This is a genomic window from Citrobacter sp. CK189 (assembly GCF_030333505.1).
Taxonomy (GTDB): Bacteria; Pseudomonadota; Gammaproteobacteria; order Enterobacterales; family Enterobacteriaceae; genus Citrobacter_B; species Citrobacter_B koseri.
This window is the reverse complement of the sequence record NZ_JAOWFV010000032.1, coordinates 408,747-430,726: the sequence shown is the minus strand read 5'-3', so window position 1 is coordinate 430,726 and position 21,980 is coordinate 408,747. Positions and strand designations below refer to the sequence as shown.

Annotated in this window: 20 protein-coding genes and 2 pseudogenes; 8 read left to right on the top strand and 14 right to left on the bottom strand. The window is 53.9% G+C overall.

Annotated features, from left to right (window positions below):
- Positions 1–29 precede the first annotated feature (29 nt).
- Positions 30–509 (top strand): annotated as a pseudogene (locus OGV83_RS03515) (tyrosine-type recombinase/integrase); the annotation flags it as partial.
- Positions 510–1,139: 630 nt separating this feature from the next.
- Here the strand turns inward: OGV83_RS03515 and OGV83_RS03510 are convergent.
- A pseudogene (locus tag OGV83_RS03510) lies at positions 1,140–1,496 on the bottom strand (DUF4113 domain-containing protein); the annotation flags it as partial.
- A gap of 100 nt (positions 1,497–1,596) precedes the next feature.
- Here OGV83_RS03510 and cscK point away from each other — a divergent pair.
- The 5 genes from cscK to OGV83_RS03485 all read left to right on the top strand — a co-directional run bounded on the left by cscK (position 1,597) and on the right by OGV83_RS03485 (position 8,089).
- Entirely contained in the window at positions 1,597–2,502 is a 906-nt protein-coding gene (gene cscK, locus OGV83_RS03505; RefSeq protein ID WP_012133766.1) for a fructokinase, read from the top strand.
- A gap of 171 nt (positions 2,503–2,673) precedes the next feature.
- Positions 2,674–4,191, top strand: coding sequence for a carbohydrate porin (locus OGV83_RS03500; RefSeq protein ID WP_012133765.1), 1,518 nt, complete (start codon positions 2,674–2,676; stop codon positions 4,189–4,191).
- A 67-nt stretch (positions 4,192–4,258) separates the two neighbouring features.
- Complete coding sequence (locus OGV83_RS03495; RefSeq protein ID WP_012133764.1) at positions 4,259–5,629, top strand: sucrose-specific PTS transporter subunit IIBC; 1,371 nt, start codon at positions 4,259–4,261, stop codon at positions 5,627–5,629.
- Positions 5,629–7,035 carry a sucrose-6-phosphate hydrolase gene (locus OGV83_RS03490; protein WP_286463149.1) on the top strand — a complete coding sequence of 469 codons (1,407 nt, stop codon included), beginning with the start codon at positions 5,629–5,631 and terminating at the stop codon, positions 7,033–7,035. Before OGV83_RS03495 ends, OGV83_RS03490 begins: the two co-directional genes overlap by 1 nt.
- A gap of 28 nt (positions 7,036–7,063) precedes the next feature.
- Positions 7,064–8,089 carry a LacI family DNA-binding transcriptional regulator gene (locus tag OGV83_RS03485; RefSeq protein ID WP_012133762.1) on the top strand — a complete coding sequence of 342 codons (1,026 nt, stop codon included), beginning with the start codon at positions 7,064–7,066 and terminating at the stop codon, positions 8,087–8,089.
- 519 nt (positions 8,090–8,608) lie between these two features.
- On the opposite strand, the gene OGV83_RS03480 is transcribed toward OGV83_RS03485, so the two are convergent.
- A complete protein-coding gene (locus OGV83_RS03480) occupies positions 8,609–8,977 on the bottom strand; it encodes an outer membrane protein (RefSeq protein ID WP_024130640.1) in 369 nt (122 codons plus the stop codon).
- Here OGV83_RS03480 and OGV83_RS03475 point away from each other — a divergent pair.
- Positions 8,969–9,148, top strand: coding sequence for an Hpt domain-containing protein (locus tag OGV83_RS03475; protein ID WP_047458716.1), 180 nt, complete (start codon positions 8,969–8,971; stop codon positions 9,146–9,148). The genes OGV83_RS03480 and OGV83_RS03475 overlap by 9 nt on opposite strands.
- A gap of 143 nt (positions 9,149–9,291) precedes the next feature.
- On the opposite strand, the gene OGV83_RS03470 is transcribed toward OGV83_RS03475, so the two are convergent.
- From OGV83_RS03470 to OGV83_RS03430, 9 genes are all read right to left on the bottom strand, one after another.
- On the bottom strand, positions 9,292–10,323 hold the full coding sequence (locus OGV83_RS03470; RefSeq protein WP_130029246.1) for a methionine synthase: 1,032 nt from the start codon (positions 10,321–10,323) through the stop codon (positions 9,292–9,294).
- Between the two features lie 27 nt (positions 10,324–10,350).
- Positions 10,351–11,334, bottom strand: a complete 984-nt coding sequence (locus OGV83_RS03465) for a DUF1852 domain-containing protein (RefSeq protein WP_200023549.1) — start codon at positions 11,332–11,334, stop codon at positions 10,351–10,353.
- Positions 11,335–11,603: 269 nt separating this feature from the next.
- The gene (locus tag OGV83_RS03460) at positions 11,604–12,827 is read right to left on the bottom strand and encodes a Zn-dependent hydrolase (protein ID WP_286463148.1); all 1,224 of its coding nucleotides are present in this window, start codon (positions 12,825–12,827) and stop codon (positions 11,604–11,606) included.
- The gene (locus OGV83_RS03455) at positions 12,824–13,306 is read right to left on the bottom strand and encodes an L-2-amino-thiazoline-4-carboxylic acid hydrolase (protein ID WP_012133757.1); all 483 of its coding nucleotides are present in this window, start codon (positions 13,304–13,306) and stop codon (positions 12,824–12,826) included. The genes OGV83_RS03460 and OGV83_RS03455 overlap by 4 nt, the downstream gene beginning before the upstream one ends.
- Positions 13,307–13,323: 17 nt before the next feature.
- Positions 13,324–14,481: a branched-chain amino acid ABC transporter substrate-binding protein gene (locus tag OGV83_RS03450; RefSeq protein ID WP_199971288.1), complete on the bottom strand. Its 1,158-nt coding sequence runs from the start codon at positions 14,479–14,481 to the stop codon at positions 13,324–13,326.
- Positions 14,482–14,508: 27 nt separating this feature from the next.
- Positions 14,509–15,225: an ABC transporter ATP-binding protein gene (locus OGV83_RS03445; protein ID WP_286463147.1), complete on the bottom strand. Its 717-nt coding sequence runs from the start codon at positions 15,223–15,225 to the stop codon at positions 14,509–14,511.
- Positions 15,218–15,985 carry an ABC transporter ATP-binding protein gene (locus OGV83_RS03440; RefSeq protein ID WP_012133754.1) on the bottom strand — a complete coding sequence of 256 codons (768 nt, stop codon included), beginning with the start codon at positions 15,983–15,985 and terminating at the stop codon, positions 15,218–15,220. Before OGV83_RS03440 ends, OGV83_RS03445 begins: the two co-directional genes overlap by 8 nt.
- Positions 15,982–17,088: a branched-chain amino acid ABC transporter permease gene (locus OGV83_RS03435; RefSeq protein WP_200030849.1), complete on the bottom strand. Its 1,107-nt coding sequence runs from the start codon at positions 17,086–17,088 to the stop codon at positions 15,982–15,984. Before OGV83_RS03435 ends, OGV83_RS03440 begins: the two co-directional genes overlap by 4 nt.
- Before the next feature lie 10 nt (positions 17,089–17,098).
- Positions 17,099–18,049 carry a branched-chain amino acid ABC transporter permease gene (locus OGV83_RS03430; RefSeq protein WP_024130638.1) on the bottom strand — a complete coding sequence of 317 codons (951 nt, stop codon included), beginning with the start codon at positions 18,047–18,049 and terminating at the stop codon, positions 17,099–17,101.
- Positions 18,050–18,220: 171 nt separating this feature from the next.
- On the opposite strand from OGV83_RS03430, the gene OGV83_RS03425 reads away from it, so the two are divergent.
- Positions 18,221–19,153 (top strand): LysR substrate-binding domain-containing protein, encoded by a 933-nt coding sequence (locus OGV83_RS03425; protein WP_047458702.1) that lies wholly within the window; start codon positions 18,221–18,223, stop codon positions 19,151–19,153.
- A gap of 51 nt (positions 19,154–19,204) precedes the next feature.
- Here OGV83_RS03425 and OGV83_RS03420 read toward each other — a convergent pair whose 3' ends face one another.
- From OGV83_RS03420 to OGV83_RS03410, 3 genes are read right to left on the bottom strand one after another with little or no spacing between them, the layout of a single operon-like run.
- Positions 19,205–20,011, bottom strand: coding sequence for a phosphate/phosphite/phosphonate ABC transporter substrate-binding protein (locus OGV83_RS03420; protein ID WP_286463146.1), 807 nt, complete (start codon positions 20,009–20,011; stop codon positions 19,205–19,207).
- On the bottom strand, positions 20,008–21,012 hold the full coding sequence (locus tag OGV83_RS03415; protein ID WP_110494633.1) for an ornithine cyclodeaminase family protein: 1,005 nt from the start codon (positions 21,010–21,012) through the stop codon (positions 20,008–20,010). The genes OGV83_RS03420 and OGV83_RS03415 overlap by 4 nt, the downstream gene beginning before the upstream one ends.
- Positions 21,009–21,980 carry an ABC transporter ATP-binding protein gene (locus tag OGV83_RS03410; RefSeq protein WP_071260027.1) on the bottom strand — a complete coding sequence of 324 codons (972 nt, stop codon included), beginning with the start codon at positions 21,978–21,980 and terminating at the stop codon, positions 21,009–21,011. Before OGV83_RS03410 ends, OGV83_RS03415 begins: the two co-directional genes overlap by 4 nt.

Sequence of the window (21,980 nt, the reverse complement as noted above, 5' to 3'; positions counted from 1 at the left end):
TCTGTGTTCGGTCCAGGGAGATGCCCCCAATGAAGCTTAATGCCCGACAGGTAGACGCTGCTAAACCCAGAGAGAAAGCCTATAAGCTGGCAGATGGTGCTGGTTTGTATCTTGAAGTCGTTCCCTCTGGTTCACGATACTGGCGGATGAAGTATCGCTTCAATGGAAAAGAGAAGCGTATGGCTTTTGGTGTCTATCCAGCAGTGTCCCTTGCACAAGCGAGGGCACTACGTGATGAAGCCAAGAAAAAACTGGCCGAGGGTATCGATCCATCGTTTGCTAAGAAAGAAGAAAAGCTGGTTCGCGATGTGCAGCTCAACAATACGTTTCAGGCAGTGGCGCTTGAATGGCACGGAACGAAGCCGATGGTCAGAAGGGTATGCTTCTGACGTTCTGGAGGCCTTTAGGTTCTACTGAATGTGCTACGTCGAATGGAAAGCCGTGGCGCGACAGAGAAGGCAAAGAAGGTTCGCCAGCGTTGTAGTGAAGTCTTTCGCTACGCTATCGTTTAAACTTATAGTTCCGAAGGAACGATACCGCATCTGTGTGAACACGTTCACATACGTTATCTTCCTCATCACGCCATCGCTGTACTATATTGATATCAAGCTCAATACCTATATTTCTGTCGGCCGGTAATTTATTGCGCATGACAGCCCCACCACTTGGATGGGTTTCAATATAAGTATGGTGCTGCGGCATAATATTAATGAGCCGCTGAAAGCACTTGCTTTTTCCGCCTGGATATTTCATTACTCAATCATCGCCATAAATGATGATATAAAGTTATTGTCCCGTTCATTATATCTCTCATCATGTAGTTAAATTCATGACATTTACTCTGTCAGGTGTTGACATTGCACATGATGGGGTCCGTTTGGAAAAAGGAAAATATCTCAAGCTAAGACTTTTTTGTACTACCCAGTGTCAACTGTGCGTAATGACCGATGCCCAAATATTTGCAGCCTTTTACCGTCATTACTTTCAGTTTTTTGGGTTGTCTCTACGGAGGTGTTTGCACTCGATGTCACTGCGTATCATCGCGTTCAGTTTCATATGTCTGAAGAGGAAGCTGCAAAGTCGCTGAAGCAGATTACTCCGCCTGCAGGTTAACCAGCGTATATACCGGGTGGTCAGAATTAGCAAATGTAAGCGCGAGGAAGATCTGACCATTTTGTTGCATAAGATGGTGAGAGCATTTCACTATTCATTTGCCATTCCGGCGCTATCCCTCCGAGGTTGTAACTCGTCAAACAGGTTAAGCTGAGAAACGCCAGAAGGGGTAAAGTCATTCAGCATCACACCTGCCTTCGCGTAACAATGGCCCTCAAGAAAGATACGATCCAGAGCCTTTACAGCGGCGGTGATGATGTCACATGTATCGTGGGTGGGAAGACGCAACTTTTCGCTGGCCACGTTGCTGTAGTAAGTCTCTTTGACTGCAAATAGTGACGTTTTTTGACGTGCCGGCAATATTGTCGTTCTCCTCGCAGCTTAGCGGTCTTTCCGGGGATCTCTAACCCATGTATTTCCCAGTATCCTGGCTTGTGCTTAAATAGCTAAATCGGTTTAACGTTATTTAGCTATGAGGATTACATGGAAAAGATCTGGGTGCTTGGCGACGCGGTTGTGGATCTTCTGCCGGATGGTAAGGGCAGATTACTGCAATGCCCCGGGGGCGCACCGGCCAATGTCGCGGTTGGCATTGCCCGCCTCGGCGGCAAAAGCGCGTTTATCGGCAGAGTCGGTGATGACCCATTCGGCAGGTTTATGCAAAAGATGCTTGCGGACGAACAGGTCGACGTTCAGTGGATGCGGCGGGACCCGCAGCATCGCACATCAACGGTGGTGGTTGATCTGGACGAACAGGGTGAACGCTCGTTTACGTTTATGGTACGCCCGAGCGCCGATCTGTTCCTGACATCTGATGATCTCCCGCCATTTCAGGTTGGGGAGTGGCTGCATGTCTGTTCGATTGCCCTGAGCGCAGAACCCTCTCGTTCCGCTACACTTCAGGCAATGGAAACCATCAGAAAGACCGGTGGTTTTGTCAGCTTCGACCCCAACATCCGCCACGATCTCTGGCGTCATGATGCCGAGTTGCGCCAGTGCCTTGCGCAGGCATTGACCAAAGCCGATGTGGTGAAACTTTCCGTGGAAGAGTTGAGCTATTTAACGGGGGAGCATCAGGTACAGGACGGTCTGACGGCGTTAATGCAAAGCTGTCCTGCCAGTCTGGTGCTGGTAACTCGGGGTAAAGAGGGGGTGATTACCTGGCATGAGGGCACGATGACCCACTATCCCGCGACGTCAGTGGAATGCGTTGACACCACCGGCGCAGGGGATGCCTTCGTGGCGGGACTTCTCTACGGACTGGCGTCAGCAGGCTCTGCCATTCCCCATCATCTCCCCCCGATAATCGGACTCGCACAACGCTGCGGCGCACTCGCCACAACGGCCAAAGGGGCAATGACTGCACTGCCGTATCTCCACGAACTGTAATATCCCTCCGCAGGCTGCCTATCGGTGGCCTGAATTGTTGCCCTGATCACAATTGTTAAACCGGTTTAGCAAAAAGCATTGCCGATTCAGAATCCATCAGTTTAGTATCACTTGCCTAAACCGGTTTAGCTGATTAGCAATATTCAATAACTTCTTTCAGGATGCGACAAAATGTATAAAAAACGCAGAATTGCCGTGATGATAGGCATGCTGATCGGCAGTACCTCTGTTCTTGCCCAGACGGATATGACGAGTATCGAATCACGCCTTGCGGCGCTGGAGCAGCGTCTTCAGGAAGCAGAAACCCGCGCACAGGTGGCTGAGAAACGTGCCACAGCAGCAGAACAAAAAACGCAGCAGTTGGTTGCCGCCCAGCAACAGGCGCAAACCATCACCCGGGAGGTGGCGCAGCGGACTACCGCGCTGGAAAAGAAAGCCGATCAGAGTAGTGGATTTGAGTTTCACGGCTATGCTCGTTCCGGCCTGCTGATGAACGACGCAGCCTCGAGCAGCAAAAGTGGCCCGTACCTGACGCCAGCCGGGGAAACAGGCGGGGCGATTGGGCGTCTGGGGAATGAAGCAGATACCTACGTCGAGCTAAACGTGGAACACAAGCAGACCCTGGACAACGGCGCAATCACGCGCTTTAAGGCCATGCTGGCCGACGGGCAGAAAACCTATAACGACTGGTCAGCGGACAGCAGTGATCTCAATATTCGCCAGGCCTTTGCTGAACTGGGCAATTTGCCTGATTTTACCGGTGCGCTGAAAGGCAGTACCTTCTGGGCGGGAAAACGTTTTGACCGCGATAACTTTGACATTCACTGGCTGGATTCTGACGTGGTGTTCCTGGCCGGTACGGGCGGCGGTGTGTATGACGTGAAGTGGGACGACACGCTGCACAGTAACTTCTCTGTCTATGGGCGCAATTTTGGCAGCGAGGAGGAGATCGACAACAACGTTCAGAACTACATCCTCAGCATGAACCACTTTGCCGGACCGTTCCAGCTGATGGTGAGTGGTCTGCGGGCTAAAGACAACGATGACCGTAAAGACAGCAACGGTGACCTGATTAAAACTGATGCGGCGAATAACGGTGTTCACGCTATGGCTGGCCTGCACAACAAGAGTTTCTACGGCCTGCGGGAGGGATCTGCCAAAACGGCGCTGCTGTATGGCCACGGCCTGGGTGCGGAAGTAAAAAGTATTGGTTCCGATGGCGCACTGCTGTCTGAAGCTGATACCTGGCGCTTTGCCAGTTATGGTGTCACGCCTCTGGGCGGCGGCTGGCATATTGCACCTGCAGTCCTGGCGCAGAGCAGTAAAGACCGTTACGTCAAAGGCGACAGCTATGAATGGGTCACGCTCAACACTCGTCTGATTAAAGAGGTCACGCAGAATTTCGCCCTGGCGTTCGAAGGCAGCTATCAGTACATGGATTTGAATCCTGAAGGCTACAAAGACCGTAATGCGGTCAACGGGAGTTTCTACAAGCTGACTTTCGCCCCGACATTAAAAGCAGGCAAGATCGGCGATTTCTTCAGCCGTCCGGAGCTGCGTCTGTTCGCCACCTGGATGGACTGGAGCAGCAAACTGGATAACTACGCCAGCGATGACGCCTTTGGCAGCAGCGGCTTCAATGCTGGCGGGGAATGGAACTTTGGGGTTCAGATGGAAACCTGGTTCTAAGCCTTCACGCTCCTGCGTGGCGGGAGCGTTTTAAACACCATAAAAATGAAGTCAGGCAGAGGTATATATGGATTTTGATAATATCGCCCGCGAACTCATCCCGCTGCTCGGAGGCAAAGAGAACATCGCAAGCGCCGCTCACTGCGCAACGCGTCTGCGTCTGGTTCTGATTGACGACGCGCTTTCCGATCAGCAGGCCATTGGCAAGGTCGAAGGGGTGAAAGGCTGTTTTCGTAACTCCGGGCAGATGCAGGTGATTTTTGGTACCGGTGTGGTTAACAAGGTCTACGCCGCGTTTATTCAGGCTGCGGGGATTAGCGAATCCAGCAAGTCCGAAGCTGCAGATATCGCCGCACGTAAGCTGAACCCGTTCCAGCGTATTGCTCGTCTGCTGTCTAACATCTTCGTGCCAATCATTCCTGCCATTGTGGCGTCCGGTTTGCTGATGGGCCTGCTTGGGATGGTAAAAACCTACGGCTGGGTGAATGCGGATAACGCGCTTTACATCATGCTGGATATGTGCAGCTCGGCGGCGTTTATTATTCTGCCGATCCTGATTGGCTTTACCGCAGCCCGGGAATTTGGCGGTAACCCGTATCTGGGGGCGACGCTGGGTGGCATTCTGACGCACCCGGCGCTGACCAACGCCTGGGGCGTGGCGTCCGGCTTCCACACCATGAACTTTTTCGGTTTTGAAATCGCCATGATTGGCTATCAGGGAACCGTGTTCCCGGTACTGCTGGCGGTGTGGTTTATGAGCATAGTGGAGAAACAGCTGCGCCGGGCGATCCCGGATGCGTTAGATCTGATCCTGACCCCGTTCCTGACTGTTATTATCTCCGGCTTTATTGCGCTGTTGATCATTGGCCCTGCGGGCCGCGCGCTGGGAGACGGTATCTCCTTCATCCTGAGTACCCTGATTGCTCATGCAGGCTGGCTGGCCGGGCTGTTGTTTGGTGGTCTGTATTCGGTAATTGTTATTACCGGTATTCACCACAGCTTCCACGCCATCGAGGCCGGACTGCTGGGGAATCCGTCGATAGGCGTTAACTTCCTGCTACCAATCTGGGCGATGGCGAATGTGGCGCAAGGCGGGGCGTGTCTGGCGGTGTGGTTCAAAACCAACGATGCCAAAATCAAAGCCATTACATTACCGTCGGCGTTCTCTGCGATGCTGGGCATCACCGAAGCGGCGATTTTTGGTATCAACCTGCGCTTCGTGAAGCCGTTTATCGCGGCGCTGATCGGTGGCGCGGCGGGCGGTGCTTGGGTGGTGTCGGTGCATGTCTACATGACCGCCGTGGGACTGACTGCTATTCCGGGCATGGCAATAGTACAGGCCAGCTCGCTGCTTAACTATATTATCGGCATGGTGATTGCTTTCGGTGTGGCGTTCACCGTCTCCCTGCTGCTGAAATATAAGACGGACTCTGAATAATGACTTTAGCTTCCCGCTGGCCTGCCGTGTTGCAGGCAGTAATGCAAGGCCAGCCGCGTGCACTGGCGGACAGCCATTATCCGCAGTGGCATCCCGCGCCGGTAACGGGGCTGATGAACGATCCGAACGGGTTTATCTGGTTTGCCGGGCGCTACCACCTGTTTTATCAATGGAACCCACTGGGCTGCGATCATCGCTATAAGTGCTGGGGACACTGGAGCTCCGTGGATCTGGTGCACTGGCAGCACGAGTCAATTGCCCTGATGCCCGACGAAGAGTATGACCGTAACGGCTGTTATTCCGGCAGCGCCGTGGATAACAACGGCGTGCTGACCCTGTGCTACACCGGCAACGTCAAGTTTGACGACGGCGGTCGCATCGCCTGGCAGTGTCTGGCGGTGCAAAATGACGATGGCAGTTTTACCAAGCAGGGGCCAGTGTTGCCCCTGCCGGAAGGGTACACCGGGCATGTACGGGACCCGAAGGTGTGGTGCCATGATGGGCAGTGGTACATGGTGCTCGGTGCGCAGGATCTGCAAAAGCAGGGCAAAGTGCTGCTGTTCACATCCGATGATTTACACCACTGGCAGCCCTGCGGTGAGATTGCTGGACAGGGCGTGAACGGTCTTACGGACTCCGGGTATATGTGGGAGTGTCCGGATCTGTTTGCGCTTGATGAAACACATGTGTTGATCTGCTGCCCGCAGGGGCTGGCGCGCGAACCGCATCGCTATCTCAATACCTATCCGTCAGTCTGGATGAGCGGGGCATTTGATTATGAAACGGCTTCGTTTGCCCACGGCGAGCTGCATGAGCTTGACGCCGGTTTCGAGTTTTATGCGCCACAAACCACGGTGGCGGAAGACGGAAGACGCATCCTGATCGGCTGGATGGGCGTGCCGGACGGTGAAGAGATGCTTCAGCCCACATGTGCGTACGGCTGGATCCACCAGATGACCTGCCCGCGGGAATTGAAGTATCGCGACGGCAGGCTCTGGCAAACGCCTGCCAGAGAACTTGAACAGCTTCGCGAAGCCGAACACCAGTGGCAGGGCCGCGCCAGCGATGCGCCAGAACTGGAGGCGACACGTCTTGAGTTTGAACTGAACACTTCGTACGTGAATGCCGATTTTGCCGGCGCGTTGCGTCTCACGGTCGATGACCACGGTGTGCGTCTGGAACGCGCCAGTCTGAAAACCAGTGAAACGTTGACCCGCTACTGGCAGGGCGACGTCAGCCATTTACGCGTTCTGTGCGACAGCTCCAGTATTGAAATTTTCATCAACCATGGCGAAGGGGTGATGAGCAGCCGCTATTTTCCTGACCATCCGGCCCGGGTACGCTTCGAAGGTGCGTCCGACATCACATTACGCTACTGGTCGCTGCGCCGCTGCATGATAGAATAGGAGTTTTGGCAGCCGGATCTAAGTCGTTGTGAGAAAAACAAAACGCGTCACAATAAAAGACATCGCGGAACTGGCGGGGGTCTCAAAAGCCACCGCCAGCCTGGTACTGAACGGACGCAGCAAAGAGCTACGGGTGGCGGAAGAAACACGGGATCGTGTACTGGCTATTGCAAAAGAGCATCACTACCAGCCCAGCATTCACGCCCGCTCGCTGCGTGATAACCGCAGCCACACCATTGGTCTGGTGGTTCCGGAAATCACCAACTACGGTTTTGCCGTCTTTTCTCACGAACTGGAAACCCTGTGCCGGGAGGCGGGCGTTCAGTTGCTGATTTCCTGTAGCGATGAAAACCCAGGCCAGGAGACCGTAGTGGTCAATAACATGGTGGCGCGCCAGGTGGACGGGTTGATTGTCGCCTCCAGTATGTTGAATGATGCGGATTACCAGAAACTGAGCGAGCAGATGCCCGTGGTTCTATTTGATCGCCACATGAACGATAGCTCTCTGCCGCTGGTCATCACCGATTCGATTACTCCCACGGCTGAACTGGTGGCGGATATCGCCCGCCAGCATCCTGACGAGTTCTACTTCCTCGGCGGTCAGCCGCGGCTTTCCCCGACGCGTGACCGTCTGGAGGGGTTTAAGCAGGGGTTACGTGAAGCCAACGTTGAACTGCGCCCGGAGTGGATCATCCACGGCAACTATCACCCTGGTTCCGGTTATGAGATGTTCGCTGAACTTTGCGCCCGACTGGGACGTCCACCTAAGGCGCTGTTCACCGCCGCCTGCGGGCTGCTGGAAGGGGTGCTGCGCTATATGGGCCAGCACAATCTGCTGCAAAGTAACATGCGGCTGGCCAGCTTTGACGATCACTATTTGTATGACTCACTCACTATTCCTGTCGATACCATCCGCCAGGATAATCATCAGCTGGCATGGCACTGCTTTGATCTTATTGGCAAATTGATTGAAGGGGAAAACCCGGAACCTCTCCAGCGTAAGCTGAAAGCAACACTGCAACGGCGATATAAAACAGAAAAACAGACGCAATAGTCTGTCCTGACACGTTAATAAAAAGAATCGGAGAACCACTGGCTAACGGTATTTTTTTCAGACACGAAACTCAAATTTTAAACTCTTCGGGATAACGCTTACCGTCCATGGGCACCTCTTTTTAAGCCATCTTAAACGACTCTGAGGTGTCTGTTAAACCCGTGGCGATTCAGGATTCAAGCCATTCGGCACCTATATTGATAAGAAGTCTGCGTATCCGTGGCGATTCATATTGGTAAAACGGATAAAGTTAACTGTGCCCCCAGTTGAGTCCAGCATTCAGTCATGTTTTCATCGGATCAATACCAATTATTTTACTTGAATTTAATGGGGTTTTAGAGTGAATGCCAAAGAAGTATCGGTGAACCTACCAACATTATAAGATTTTTTTCGCCATTAGGGCTGTGGGTTAAAAGCCTTACCACCCGGCAGGAAGGCGGTAAGGTCAGGAAAAAAGTGGCATAAAAGATGAGAACAAATACCTGAAAGGAGGGGGATGAAACTCTCTGTCAAAGTGCCTTAAAGGACGTAACGAACGCCGAACACAAATTCATTGTTGACCAGGCGTCCACGCATATTTTCATCCTGTAGAGCACGGGCGTTTACAAAGGTGTTACGGCCGCTTTCGATATTGCCCATATCGACATAACGATAAGTGGCGTACAGGGTCAAATCGTTAATAACTTCATAAGAAGCACCCGCACCAACGGAGTACGTAAAGTTGGTTTGCGTGTTGCCGGCGAACTCGCGGGTGTCATTACCCTGCCAGCCACCTACTTTCACTTTCGCTACACCGGCGCCAGCCGTTGCGTACAGGGCGAATTTATCGGGAAACTTAAACTGCGACTTGAACAGCGAGACCGTGACAAGGTTGGCCGCATGGCACACCGGATTAACGGCGGTGCACGGATGATGAATTATACGCCGCTGAAAGAGACCTGTGAGGCGCTTGAAGTTGCCTGCAATAACGAGCAGGACTGGGAAACGATTGAACAGTTGGTCGAATGTGTGCTGGAAGATATGGTGCGCTTTAATAAGTGGCTGGCAGAAAAATCTTAACCCCCTCCGGGCATTCATGAGCTGTTTGAAAGAGGGCGATAAACAGCAGCTGTCTGGCTGACGCCTTCTGCGCCAGCATGCGGTTCTGCCGCTCAGGGATATATTACCCACTGCGGTTTATAGCCCGTATCTTATTAACAGAGTCATTTAGCCGAAAGTTCTCTTCGGATGATTTCTGCGCCTGCGCTTAGGGCATCGAGCTTACCTCTGGCTACCTGACGAGATAAGGGAGCCATACCACAGTTGGTAGAAGGATAGAGCTTGTCGGCATCGACAAACTGAAGCGCTTTGCGTAACGTACTGGCGACTTCTTCTGGTGTCTCAATGGTGTTGGTTGCCACGTCAATGGCCCCTACCATGACTTTTTTACCGCGAATCAGTTCAAGCAGATCCATTGGAACATGCGAGTTATGACATTCCAGTGAGATGATATCGATATTAGACGTTTGCAGTTTGGGAAAAGCTTCTTCATATTGTCTCCACTCTGACCCCAGCGTCTTTTTCCAGTCGGTATTGGCTTTGATGCCATATCCATAGCAGATATGCACAGCGGTTTCGCATTTTAGCCCTTCAATGGCTTTTTCTAACGCGGCGATCCCCCAGTCATTCACTTCATCAAAAAACACATTAAATGCGGGCTCATCAAACTGGATAATATCGACGCCGGCAGCTTCTAACTCTCTGGCTTCCTGATTGAGAATTTTTGCAAATTCCCAGGCCAGCTTTTCGCGGCTTTTATAGTGAGCATCGTAGAGCGTATCGATCATCGTCATAGGCCCTGGCAGCGCCCATTTAATCGGCTGACGAGTGAGCTGGCGTAAATACTTTGCATCTTCAACAAAAACGGGTTTTTGACGCGCTACCGCATCAACAACGGTCGGTACGCTCGCATCATAGCGATTACGAATTTTAACAATCTGACGTTTCTCAAAATCAACGCCGCTGAGGTGTTCAATAAACGTGGTGACAAAGTGTTGGCGCGTTTGCTCGCCATCACTAACAATATCAATACCTGCCCGTAGTTGATCATCCAGGGACAAACGTAGCGCATCTTGTTTTCCCTCGATTAATTCCTCATTTTGCAATTTCCAGGGCGACCAAAGCGTCTCAGGTTGAGCAAGCCAGGAAGGTTTAGGTAAACTGCCAGCGGTTGAAGTGGGTAGTAATATTTTCATAATCGATGACCTTTTATTTTCGGTTAATCAGAGAGCGTAGTGAGCAGACCACTTTTCAAGAATATCCTTGTATGGTTTGATGAAGTGCTCTTCTGTAAACTTTCCTTGCTCAATAGCCAGCTGGCTGCGTTCTTCCCGATCATAAACAATTTTTGTTAATGAATGATCCTGGTGGTTCAGATTTGGTTGATAGCATTGACCTGCTGCGGCGTTAGCATTGTAAATTTCAGGTCGGTAAATCTTCTGGAACGTCTCCATCGTGCTGATGGTGCTGATAAGTTCAAGATTCGTGTAATCACTAAGTAAATCACCAGAAAAATAAAAGGCTAAAGGTGCAACGCTATTTTGGGGCATAAAATAGCGAACCTGCAAATCCATTTTTTTGAAGTATTTCTCAGTTAACGAAGAACCACCTGGCTGGTATTCGATACCCAATACAGGATGCTGATTTCCAGTCCGATGATAGATATCGTTACTTGACACGCTGAGGCATATCACAGGTGGTTTTTTGAAATGCTCTTTGTATTCATTTGAGTTTATGAAATGTTTAAATATGTTCCCATGCAAATCACCAAAATTATCTGGAATGCTAAACTCAGGTTTGTTTTTGTTATGTTCTGGCAGTAATACGCTAAAATCATAATCTCGTACGTAAGAGGAAAAATTATTCCCGACAATACCTTCAAAACGTTCGTTGTTCTTTTTGTCAATAATATTGGTTTTTAATATTTCAATAGCGGGGAATGTATCGCTGTTGCTATCAACGTTAATATTCATCGCAACAGAAATGATATCAAGTTCCACAGAATAACGATCGCTTTTGGGGTTATCCCAATACGCCAGTGTATTGAAGCGATTGTCAATCATCACTAACGTGTTGCGTAAGTTTTCCTGGCGGTTCTTTCCTCTGGCCAGATTTGCAAAGTTGGTAGTAATACGCGTATTTTCCGAAGGGTTATAATGTTCATCGAAGCGACTGCTTTTGATCGTAAATGTAAAATCGTTATTCATCGTGATCCTGCATCCTAAGTCATGATATGAAAACTGAATTAATTTATTGATTTTACAGAGTTACCTGACTTTATTATTTAGCAGTCTTCATGTTATCAATAAGTGAGTAAGGTCTCTTTTATGCCAGAGTCACTGGATGAGTGAAAGAGACTTAATTTCATTACAACATGAGTCATATTCATGGTCTGCTGTACAGTCAAACCCGGTCATGCTTGTAATCGATTAAGTTGAATAGTGATTCTTCCACCTGACCGGTTCACCTGGCTCTGTTATTCAAGCGCAGCTGGCAGGAGGCTGTGCAGCAGAACATTAGCGCCTTTTTCTGCCCATTCCGGCTGAATGTTTTCTGCCTCGTTGTGGCTGATGCCTTTTTCGCAGGGGATAAAAATCATGCTGGCGGGCGCGATTTTGCTGATATAACAGGTATCGTGACCGGCGCCGGACACCATCCGTTTGCTGCTGTATCCCAGTGCCTGGGCCGCGTTTGCGCTGCGCTGTAGACAGGTCTCGTCAAATGCGATGGGGGCGTAATCGAAGATACGTTCCACGTCGAGCTGAATGCCGCGCTGATTCAGATCGGCGGTTGCCTTGCGAAGCGCCGTTTCCATTGCCTGGAGGGTGGCAGTCTGTGGATGACGAAACTCCACGCTGCAATGTACTTCCCCTGGCACTACGTTACGCGATCCCGGTGAAATCTGCGCCATACCGATTGTCGCTCTGCCGTTTGGTTCGTGCTGATTGCCAATATCCTCCACCGCCAGCGCCAGACGGGCGAAGGCGGTCAACGCATCGCGGCGGCTGGCCATTGGCGTGGTGCCGGCATGGGCGGCAAATCCGCGGATTACAACGTTGAACCAGCGCTGGCCCATAGCGGCATGCACCAGGCCGATATCAATACCTTCCTCTTCGAGAATCGGGCCTTGCTCGATATGTAGCTCGTAACAGGTGTAGACAGGGAAGGCGACGGTGGGCTGGTCGCCACGGTAACCGATGGCCTCAAGCGCTTCGCCGACGCTGATGCCATCCTGATCTTCACGCGCCCACGCGTATTGTTGTGTGAACTGCCCGCTCCAGACGCCGGAGGCCAGCATTGCTGGCGCGAAGCGTGCGCCTTCTTCATTGGTCCAGTTGACCAGTACAATATCGCGTTCGGTCTCAATGTTCTGATCGTTTAAAGTACGCAGCACTTCCAGCCCGGCCAGCACGCCGTAAATTCCATCATATCGCCCACCCAGCGGCTGAGAATCAACGTGTGAACCGGTCATCACCGGCGCAAGCTGTGGTTTTTTACCGGTGCGGCGAATAAACATGTTGCCCATGCTATCGATTTCGCAGCGAAATCCGGCTTCCTGCGCCCAGTCGCGCAGTAAATCACGGGCGAGGCGATCCTCATTGCTTAATGCCAGTCGGGTGACGCCACCGGCTGGCGTGCCGCCGATTTGCGCCATTATCTCAAGCGTTGACCATAAACGCTCTGCGTTCACGCGGATCATACGTCTTCCTTTTTGGTGCGATAGCGAAAGTCACAGCATGCGCCACCCTGCATGATGGTGGTCGTACGGGTCAGCTCCACGTCGGGCGCGTAGCCGACGATAAATTTCTCATCTCGGGCGCAGGAGAGCAGGTGACCAATCTCACCGAGGCCCATCTCGTGGTACATCTCGGCATAACGGCAGCGGGTGACGTTATAGTTGTACTGCTTGTCGTCGGCGTCGATCACTTTGACATCCAGCGCGTTATCCTTCTCCCACAGGTATTGCAGGGCGATAAAACTCTTCACGTCTGTGCCATTCGGCTCCTTGCGCGCAAATTCTTTACCGGCATCGATCGCCGCCTGCTCAATGGCTTCGCCAATGACCGCCTGGGCGCGGGCTTTCCCTATCTCGCGCACCAGGATTTCATAGATTGGTTTAATAATCTCTGCTTCTATTTTGCGGCGGGCGAGAATGCCCAGCTCATTATTATCACTCATCACATTGCCTCACTGCGTTACTTCGTTTTGGCGCCGCCCAGTACCGTTTGCGGCTGCCATTTACCATCCACGACTTTGTAGACGGTGAAAGACGGCGATTTCAGGTTGCCTTCATTATCAAAAGCGATCTGCCCGGTAACGCCGGAATAGCTTATTGCGCGCAGAACCGGCAGATACTCAGCCGGATCGACAGAGTCGGCTTTTTCCATCGCGGCAACCAGAACGCGGGTGGCGTCATAGGCGAATGGGGCGTGGAGTTCAATATGGGTGTGGTAGCGAGACTGATACTCTTGTTCGAACGCCTTACCGCCCGGCATCTGCTCAACCGGCAGGCCCGGCTCCAGCGCCACGACGCCTTCACCTTCTTTCTGGGCCAGTTGCAGGAAGGTCTGGCTGACGAAGCCGCCTGCGCCCATCAGCGTGGCGTTCATACCCAGCTGTTTGATACGACGCGCCAGCGGCGCGGCCTGGCTATCCACACCGCCGAAGAAGATCAGGTCAGCGTTTTTGCTACGAATGGCGGTCAGCACGGCGCTGAAATCCACGGTTTTGTCGTCAACGTACTGGCGGTCAACAATCTTCACGCCCTGCGCTTCAAGTGATTTTATAAACTCGTCAGCCAGCCCCTGACCGAATGCGGTACGGTCGTCGATCACGGCAATACGTTTTGCTTTCAGGGTATTCACCGCATACTGACCGGCAAACTGGCCGCCGTCGTCGTCATGCCCCATCACACGGAAGCTGGTATCAAAGCCCTGTCTGGTATAGGCATGGCCGGTGGCAACGGGCGCGACCTGGGCGATACCCGCATCGTGATAAACGCGTGCCGCCGGAATACTGGTGCCGGTATTCCAGTGGCCGACCACGCCCGCCACGCCGCTATCGACCAGACGCTGCGCCACAGCCACGGCAGTGCGCGGGTCAGACTGATCGTCTTCAGATTGCAGCCTGAAGGTCACCGCTTTACCACCGATGGTCGGGTGCTGCTTGTTGATATCGTTAATCGCCAGTTGGGCGCCGTTCTCCAGATCTTTACCAATACGGGCAGACGGGCCGGTAAGCGGGCCTGCAAGACCGATGGTCACGGTTTCGCTTTCCGCTGACCATGCACCTGTAGAGGCAAAATTACTGAGCAGAATAGCGGCGCTGAGCGCACTGATTTTTACTGTTTTCATTGTTTTTCCCTGCTGTTGGTGAGTGTGTTAAACAGGCATTTCGCCCAAATAAATCTGTGCAATTTGATCGTCATTAAGCATCGCTTTCGACTCGCCGTGATGCACAATGCTGCCGCTGTCCATCACCCAGGCGCTGTCGGTTACTTCCAGCGCCAGTCGGGCGTTTTGTTCAATGAGCAGCAGGGCGACGCCGCATGCGCGCAGCCCGGCGATCACGGTAAAAATGTTTTCCACCATCCTGGGGGCTAACCCCATAGATGGCTCGTCGAGGATCAGCAAACGCGGGCGGCTCAGCAGGGCGCGGTTGAGCGCTAACAGCTGCTGTTCGCCGCCAGAGAGCAGTCCTGCAAGCTGGTGCTGGCGTTCGCCAAGACGCGGGAAACGCTCAAAAATCTCTGCCATTTCGCGCTTAATGGCGGCGTCACGCCTTAACCATGCCCCCATCTGCAAATTTTCAAGCACCGTCATGCGGGCAAAGATGCCGCGACCTTCCGGCACCATCACCAGCCCGTTGCGCAGCAGCGTCTCCGGTTTCTGTTTGCGTACGGCTTTGCCATTGAACTCAATGTTGCCGTTAAAACTTTCCAGCCCGGTGATGGCGCGCACGGTGGAACTTTTACCCGCGCCGTTGGCGCCAATCAGCGTGGCTTGTTCACCCTCATGCAGGGTAAAGGAGATATCGCGAACGGCCTGAATACCGCCGTAATGCACATCCAGGCGTTCCACCTTCAGTAACTCAGACATGCTTATTGCCTCCAAGCCAGGCTGCGATAACTGCCGGGTCGCGACGCACGCTATCCGGCGTGCCGCAGGCCAGCGTTTTGCCGTAATCGAGCACCGTCAGGCGGTCGCAGATGTTCATCACCAGCTTGACGTCGTGCTCGATCATCAGCAGGGTTTTGCCATCTTCACGAATACGGATTAACAGCTCGCCAAGCGCGACCTTCTCGGCGGCGTTCATCCCCGCAGCAGGTTCGTCAAGCGCCAGAAGCAGCGGATCTGTAGCCAGCGCGCGGGCGATCTCAAGACGACGCTGGTGGCCATAGGCCAGATCGCAGGCGCGGTAATGGGCAAACTTTGCAATGCCGGTGTACTCCAGCCAGCGCCAGGCCTGTTCGCGGGTTTGCGCTTCTTCCTCACGGGCGCGTTTATGGCGGCTCAGTGCAGCCCATAGCCCATTACGGGTGCGAACGTGGCGACCGACCATCACGTTTTCCAGCACCGACATCTCGTTGAACAGACGCACGTTTTGAAAAGTGCGTGCAATCCCGGCGGCGGTGACTTTCTCTATCTGTTTTGGGTAATAGGGTTGGTCTGCAATAAAAAACGCCCCCCTGTCTGCCGGGTAAAGCCCGGTAATCAGGTTAAAACAGGTGGTTTTTCCGGCTCCGTTGGGGCCGATCAGACCGTAGATCTCGCCTTTATTGATGGAAAGCGAAACATCGTCCACGGCGGTCAGGCCGCCAAAGCGTTTGGACATATTGCTCACGGTTAACAGGCTCATGCTTTCACCTCTTTGTGGCGAACCGGCCAGATACCGGATGGGCGAACCAGCATCACCAGCACCAGTGCAAGGCCGTAGAAGAGCTGACGCAAAATTTCCGGGTCAATCAGTACCGTGCCGAACAACATCTGTTGAACAGGGGCCGCCTGGCTACGGAGCAGTTCCGGCAGGGCGGTCAGGAGTACCGCACCGAGGATCACGCCGGGGATATGGCCCATACCGCCCAGCACCACCATCGCCAGCACGGCAATGGACTCTTGCAAGGTGAAGGATTCCGGGGAGACAAATCCCTGAAACGCGCCAAACAGTGCGCCAGCGACGCCGCCAAACGAGGCGCCCATAGCAAAAGCCAGCAGCTTATAGTTACGCACGTTAATGCCCATCGCGCGGGCCACGTCTTCGTCCTCACGAATCGCGTGCCAGGCGCGGCCGATACGTGAGTGTTGCAGGCGCAGGCAGACAAAAATGATCGCCACAATGACCAGCATCAGCAGGTAGTACCACAGCCACAACGCGGGCACTTTAAAGCCGAGCCAGTGATAAACACCGCTGAACTTCAGGCCAAACAGGTTAAGCGTATCCACGCCGGTGATCCCTTTGGCACCGTTGGTGATATTCACCGGGCGATCGAGGTTGCGCATCAGAATGCGGATAATTTCGCCAAAGCCCAGCGTAACAATTGCCAGATAATCCCCGCGCAGCTTCAGCGTCGGTGCGCCAAGCAAAATGCCGCATACGGCAGCGACCAGTGCCGCAGCCGGAACGATCAGCAGATACGAGGTATGTAGCCCGTTCGGGAACCAGACGGTGAGGATTGGGAACACCTCAGACAGATGGGGAGAGGCCAGCAGAGCGGCCAGATAAGCCCCAACGGCATAAAAGGCAATAAACCCCATATCCAGCAGGCCGGTATAGCCCACGACGATATTGAGCCCCAGCGCCAGCATGATGTAGAGCAGGGCGAAATCGATCACGCGGACCCAGTAGTTACCGCCAAGCTGGCTGGCAACGACAGGAGCAATCAGCAATGCGATGCAGAACAAGGTCATACCTGACCAGAATTTGCGCGTCGTGGCTGGAGCTTGCAGTTGTACGGTTGTCATTGATTTTCCCTTACGCTCTGTGCGCCACGCGCTCGCCCAGCAAACCTGCCGGACGGAATACCAGCACCAGGATCAACACGATGAAGGCAAACACGTCCTGGTAATTACTGCCAAAGACGCCGTTAGTGAGCTCACCGAGATAGCCCGCACCCAGCGCTTCTATGACACCCAGTAAAATCCCGCCGATCATCGCACCGCGAATATTGCCAATGCCGCCAAGCACGGCGGCGGTGAACGCTTTAATTCCGGGGAGAAAGCCCATTGAGAAGCTGGCGTTACCGTAGTTGCTCGCCATCATCACGCCGGCCAGCGCCGCAAAAATGCCGCCGATAGCAAACGTCAGGGTGATGATGGCGTTTGGGTTAACGCCCATCAGCGTGGCGACCCGCGGATTCTCTGCCACTGCGCGCATGCCTCGCCCGAGGCGAGTGTATTCAACCAGCAGCCACAGACCGGTCATGACTGCCAGCGCCAGCCCGACGGTGACAATGCCGGTGAGAGTGATAATCGCGGGTGGATGAGTTTCGCCGCCGGAGGTCACGGCGATCGGGGCCATCGACAGGATCTGCGGGAACATCAGCGGGTTGCGGGTCCAGACGATCATCGCCACGGTTTGCAGTAATACGGAAACGCCGATACCGGAGATCAGCGGAGCCAGCCGTGGGGCGTTACGCAGCCTGCGATAGGCGAAACGTTCTACCGCCATTGCCAGCAGGGCGCAGACGGCCATCGCAATGAGCAGCGCTACACCGAGTTGCAATAACTGCGGCATAGCAGGGAAGGTATGATTCAGGACATTGATGGCGGAGAGCGTAGTGAGCGCGCCAACCATCAGGATATCGCCGTGAGCAAAGTTAATAATACGCAAAATACCATACACCATGGTATAGCCCAGCGCGATCAGCGCGTAGATGCTGCCCAGCATCACACCGTTTATCAGTTGTTGTATGAGTGTGTCCAACGTTTGTACCCGACAAATTGCTCTTTCAGTGGGTACCATCCAATAATTGAATAAAATTGTAAAATACACATATATTATTTCTTATGATAAACAGATATTTTCATATCTTAATGATTAATATGATGATTTTATTAATCACAAAACAAGGTTACAGCCTAAAGAAATCAATATATGAATAAAACAGAACAATTGACGACATTGCCCTCCTTTGCGGAGAGTCGCCTTGCCAACGATCCTCCGTTGCGGGCGGTGCGCGCCTTTGAAGCCATTGCCCGGTTAGGAAGCGTGACGCAAGCCGCGAGGGAACTGGCGATTTCGCCATCTGCGGTTAGCCATCAGCTCAAATTGCTTGAGGGATATCTGCAAATCGCGCTCACCGAACGGCATGGGCGACGACTGGCGCTGAGCCAGCAAGGGCGTGAATATTATCGTTCGATCCGTGCGGCGTTTAACGTTTTGCGTCAGGCGACGGAGCATCTGGTGGAGCAGGAGCAGACCCGGCAGGTAACGATTAGCCTGATTCCGCTTTTTGGGATGGGCTGGTTTATTCCTCGTCTGCCGATGTTTATGCGCGCGAATCCGCATACCGAGATTAACGTGGTGTATGCCAATCACCGCAACTATCTGAGTGACGCTTCAGACATGTCGATCCGCTTCGGCAATGGCAACTGGGCGGGATACCAGAGTGAAAAACTGATTTCCGGGCGCATGGTGCCGGTATGCAGCCAGGCGTTTTTGCGACTGCATGGTCATATTGATACCCCGGAGCAACTGATGCAGATGCCGCTGCTGCATGATGAAGAACGAACCACCTGGCATCAATGGTTTATTCAGCAGGGCGTGAAGCGTTCCCCGCCGCGCAGCGGCCCCTTGTTTGAGGACGGTCTGCTGACGCTGGCGGGCGTACAGGCAGGACTGGGATGCGCCCTGATGCGCGAACCCCTCATTATGCCGTACCTGGACAAAGGCGAGCTGGTGAAGATTTTCGATCTGCCAATAGATGACGGGCGCGACTACTATTTGTGCGTCCGCCAGGATAGTGAAATGACGCAGGATGGCAAACTATTACAGAACTGGTTAAGGCGCGAAGCGGCTACCGTATAACGATGTCACTGCGGATGAAGCGAATAGGGGCGACATAATGAAATGCCGTTTTCAGCGCAGCGTTGCATAGCCTCTGGAGAACGCAATTTCTTCCCGGTCGCAGACGACTTGCCAGGCGTCTGCTGACGGGGTGGTAAATCCCCGCAGCCCCAGAGGCCGTAATAGCGTGGCGTCGCGTTCTGTATTCAGCGTTAGTAGCGCCGTTTGCAGCGCCGCAATGGCCTGTGGATTAACGGTATCGCTTGCCACCAGTAAAGGCATCGGTGCGGGAACGCTGCGCGTCAGTATGCGCACATGGCGCGTTAGTTCCGGCTCATACCGGCACAGAAGCGACCAGGCATAGCTGTCCAACGGGCCGACATCCGCTTCGCCCGCTGCCAGCGTTTCCACCACGCGTCGCGGGGTGATTAGCGGCCCGACAAGCGTGCGATAGAGCGTCTTTCGCGTCTCGTTAATGTATGCCGACAGATGATAGCGTACCGCGTTATAGCCGGAGTGCGACTCCGGGTTGGTATACGCCAGCCGCCCGCCGAACGTCTCTTCCAGACATCTGGCGGTAGACGATGTTGGCACCATAAATAGGGTGCGGTAGTGCCCTGGAATCCCTTCCCTGGCGGCCTCTTCCGTAACCGGCGCGGCCACCGGGCGTACCGGAAAGCGCCGCTGCGCGAAGGGCCAGCCGCACATGAATACCGCCAGCAGATCGGAACGAGTCCATAGCCCCTCCAGCCTGGCCGGGGCCGGGTAGTCAACAATCTCTGCCGTCAGCCCGGCGCGGCGCACGGCTTCGGGCAGGAGTCTTTTCCACCCCTCCGCCGCTGCCGGAGTTACCGAGTACATTCTTGCGTTAACAATCATCGGTAACGTAGCTCCTGACCAATACCCAGCGCATGCGCTTTCTTAAGCATCGTATGCCCCAGCGCAATATCGCTTAGCGACAGCCCCCGGTGCCAGAAGAGGATGGTTTCATCATCATTTTCACGGCCTGGCTTCGTGCCCGCGACAATGTCGCCCAGCTCGGCATGCAGGGTATGCTCACTTAATTTTCCCGCTTCTACGTGGGCTCGCAGTGAACCAAACATGCCGCCTTTGCACTGCCCCCAGTCGTCCACTACCAGCTTGTCCATCATGTCGGTGAGCGACAGCTCCACGGCGCTCATGGTGCCGTAGGGCACAACAAAGGCGCCGGGCTTTATCCATTCTGTTTTTAACAGCGGCGTCGGCGCATTAAGACGCGAGGCTTCGACCACAATATCCGCGCCGCGCACGCAGCTTTCCCAGTCATCGGTAACGATGATTTTTTTGCCGAGATCCTGCTCCAGACGGCGGGCAAATGCGGTACGGCTTTCCGGGCGACGCGAATGAATGCGGATTTCATCAAAATCATAAATGCTGTTGAGCAGGCGAACGTTCCACCAGGCGGTTCCCCGCGCGCCGATATGTCCCAGCACTTTACTGTTGCGGCGGGCAAGGTGGCGTGCGCCCAGCGCGGTAAGCGCGCCGGTGCGCATATCGGTGATCGCTGACGCGTCCAGAATGGCGACCGGCATTCCGGTGCGCGGATCGAACAGGTTCAGTAGCGCCATTTCCGAGGGCAGCCCGAGCGTATAGTTATTGACGTAATCGCCGACGATTTTTACCCCGGCGAGTCCAAGCGGTTCGATATAACCGCGCAGCACGTTAAAGTGGCCGTTAAACGCTTTATCGGGAATTAAATGCATGCGCGGTTCAATGACTGTTTTTTTCTCTCCCTGTGCCCGCAGCCCGTCCTCCACCGCCGTGAGGATTTCTGTATCCGTGAGCTTCAGTTGGTCAACGTCGGGGCCGTTTAGCCAGGTTAAATGGATGGGTTGAGTCATAGATTTCTCTCACTGGTAGCATGGTTCGCATCGGGTCGTACGTGGGTGAAAAGCCGCTGGCGAGTTAATACGCCAACGGGCGCGCCGCATTTGGTGACGGTGATGCTGTCGGCGCGCCGGGAAAGCATCAGCGCCAGCGCGTCTTTCAGGGTAGCGTTGACGTCAAGCCGTTGTGGATGGTCAGCGCTCAGAGACGTTTCCATCGCCTGGGCGACCGGGGTAATAGCAAGAAGTTTCAGCGCCGCATCGCTGCCGACAAAAGCCGCGACGAACTCATCCGCCGGAGCCGAGAGCACTTCAGCGGGCGGGGCATACTGGCACAGGCGTCCTTCGCGCATAATGGCGATGCGATCGCCCATTTTGATGGCCTCATCAAGATCGTGAGTGACGATAATCACCGTCTTTTTCACGCGTTGCAGAATCTGCTTAAACTCGGTCTGTAATCGCCCGCGAACCAGCGGATCGATGGCGCCGAACGGTTCATCCATCAGCATGACCGGCGGGTCCGCCGCCAGTGCGCGGGCAACGCCGACCCGTTGCCGCTGACCACCGGAAAGCGCGGCAGGAAATCGGCTGGCGTATTGCCGGGCATCCAGCCCGACCAGCTCCAGTAATGTTTCCACTCGCGCCTGAATACGCGAGGCGCTCCAGCCCAGCAGGCGCGGCACCGTGGCGATGTTGTCCGCGACGGTCATATGCGGGAACAGTCCGACGTTTTGAATAACGTAGCCGATATGCCGACGCAGCATCACCGGATCTTCCGTTGCGACGTCGCGCCCGTTTACCCGGACACGCCCGGAAGTGGGTTGTTCCAGCCGGTTGATTAAGCGCATGGTGGTGGTTTTACCGCAGCCGGAAGGGCCAATCAGGGCCGTGGTGGTTCCCTCTTCAAACGTCATGGAGAGATCGTCAAGCGCTTTACGCGGCGATCCAGGATAAATTTTGCTAATATTTTCCAGTGTAATCAT